Origin of the sequence: Bradyrhizobium sp. (genome assembly GCF_019242285.1) — a bacterium.
In the GTDB taxonomy this organism is placed as follows: domain Bacteria; phylum Pseudomonadota; class Alphaproteobacteria; order Rhizobiales; family Xanthobacteraceae; genus Bradyrhizobium.
On sequence record NZ_JAFAVV010000382.1, the window covers coordinates 1 to 2,138 of the forward strand.

General features: G+C 62.2%; 1 protein-coding gene and 1 pseudogene. One reads left to right on the forward strand and one right to left on the reverse strand.

The features are described from left to right. A pseudogene (locus tag JOY90_RS14820) lies at window positions 1-524 on the reverse strand (DDE-type integrase/transposase/recombinase); the annotation flags it as partial. Between the two features lie 154 nt (window positions 525-678). On the opposite strand from JOY90_RS14820, the gene JOY90_RS14825 reads away from it, so the two are divergent. Further along, window positions 679-2,138 (forward strand): DDE-type integrase/transposase/recombinase (locus JOY90_RS14825; protein ID WP_291691867.1); only part of this gene is annotated, 1,460 nt, incomplete at its 3' end.

Sequence of the window (2,138 nt, forward strand, 5' to 3'; positions counted from 1 at the left end):
GCCCGTGGATTGTCCATCAGCACTTCCTCCGGCACGCCGCCGAAGGTCGTGAATGTGCTCTCGAGCCCGGCAAACCAATGCTCCTGCCTCTCGGACCGGAACGCACGGACATGCAGCCGTCGCGAATGCCCGAGCGTCTCCACGAACACGAATGCTTTGACCTTCACCACGCCGATCTCGACCAGGCGCTCGCCGAAGTCGATCTGCAGCTGTCGGCCGGGCGGCGTCTCGAACCGCGTCGTTGCTAGAGCCTCCGCCTTGAGCGCCTGGCGATAAGGCTGCACGGCGCGTTGCAGCGTCCGCCGGCTGACTGTCACGCCTTTCTCGGCCAACAGGTCCTGGCGCACCACGTCGGCATTGCCGCGGTGCCGGATCAACCGCTCGCGCAGCCAACCTTCAAGGCCATCGAGCCGCTTCGCCCGCTCAGGCGACTTGAACGGCTTCACCGCACCCGCCGCCACGTAGTCCTTTACCGTGTGATGGCTGCAGCCCAGCTGCCGCGCAATCCGCTTCAGCTGCTTCATTCACTCTCTCCCCAGCTATCCGAGGAGGGGGCAATTCCTCGTGACGCTGAGGGGCGCATTGCCTTACTAAAAATGTTACCGGACAACTTCCCTGTCGTGTCTGGGGCGGAGCTGCCGAATCAGTTCGGTGGCGGGTATGGCAGGGAAGATCAGCATGCGCGCAAAGCGCGAGATCACATCAGCGCTGGTGGAGCGTTATCGGGCGAGCGGACGGCTCGAGAAGGCACGGATCCTGGACGAGCTCTGTGCCGTTACGGGATGGCATCGCAAGCACGCGATCCGAGCGCTGTCGGTGGACGGAGCATCGGGATCGGCCGTGCCGCGGCGACGGAGTCGGACCTACGGAGCTTCCATTCGCGTTGCACTGATTGTGCTATGGGACGCCTCTGACCGGCTCTGCAGTAAGCGGCTCGTCGCGATGATCCCGTTCTTGCTCCCGGCACTTGAACGGCACGGCAGATTGAAGCTTTCTGCCGATGAGCGGTCGCTGGTTTTGAAGGTGAGCGCGGCGACGATCGATCGCCTGCTGAGCGACGTAAAGATCGCAGCAGCCGGAGGACGCCGACGGCAGGCGGGCTTTTCCAGTGCCGTACGGCGTCAGGTCCCGGTGCGCACATTCAATGACTGGGGATCACCTCCGCCGGGTTACTGCGAAGCGGATCTGGTTGCGCACGGCGGCATGTCCGTATCCGGCGCGTTCATTCAGACGCTAACAATGGTGGATATCGCAACGGGGTGGACCGAATGCTTTCCGCTCGTCGTGCGTGAAGCAGCTCTTGTGGTCGAGGCTCTCGAACGCGCGCAGAACCTATTTCCCTGGCCCGTTCGGGGGCTCGATTTTGACAACGACAGCGCCTTCATGAACGACACGGTCGTGTCGTGGTGCCGCTCTCACGACGTCGAAGTAACTCGTTCCAGGGCCTACAAGAAGAACGATCAGGCATTCGTCGAACAAAAAAACGGAGCTATCGTTCGCCGCCTGGTGGGCTACGGGCGGTTTGAAGGCATTGATGCCGCTCGCTCATTGGCTCGCCTGTTTGCGGCGGCGCGGCTGCACATCAATTTCTTTCAGCCTTCGTTTAAGCTGAAGGAGAAACACCGCGAAGGCGCCAAGGTGATCAAGCGCTATCTTCCTCCGGCAACGCCGTACGAACGGGCGTTGGTCCATACGAATCTCGATGAGGCATTCAAACGCAGGCTGCGAGAAATCTACCGCTCGCTTGATCCGCTCGCATTGCTGGCGCAGATGCGGGATGCCCAAAATGAACTGGGCAAGCGCGTCGATCGGCGGGCTGGGATGCCGGGGATGGCTACGCCGGTGCAGAGTGACGTGGTGGCCTTTGCCCGAGAGCTCGGCGATGGTTGGAAACAGGGCGAGCAGCGGATCATTCATCGGCGCCGCTACGTGCGGCGCAAGCCTGTGCCACGTCGGCCTTCAATGCTCGACCCCTACATTCCCATAATCGAGGAATGGCTCTCAGCGGTTCCGCACCTGTCTGCGGTCGATCTTCTCTCGCGGCTGGAAGCGTATGCGCCCGGTCGGTTCGGCGGCCATCAGCGGCGTACGGTGCAGCGATTGGTGAAGAATTGGCGATCAAAGGCCGCTCGACAGCT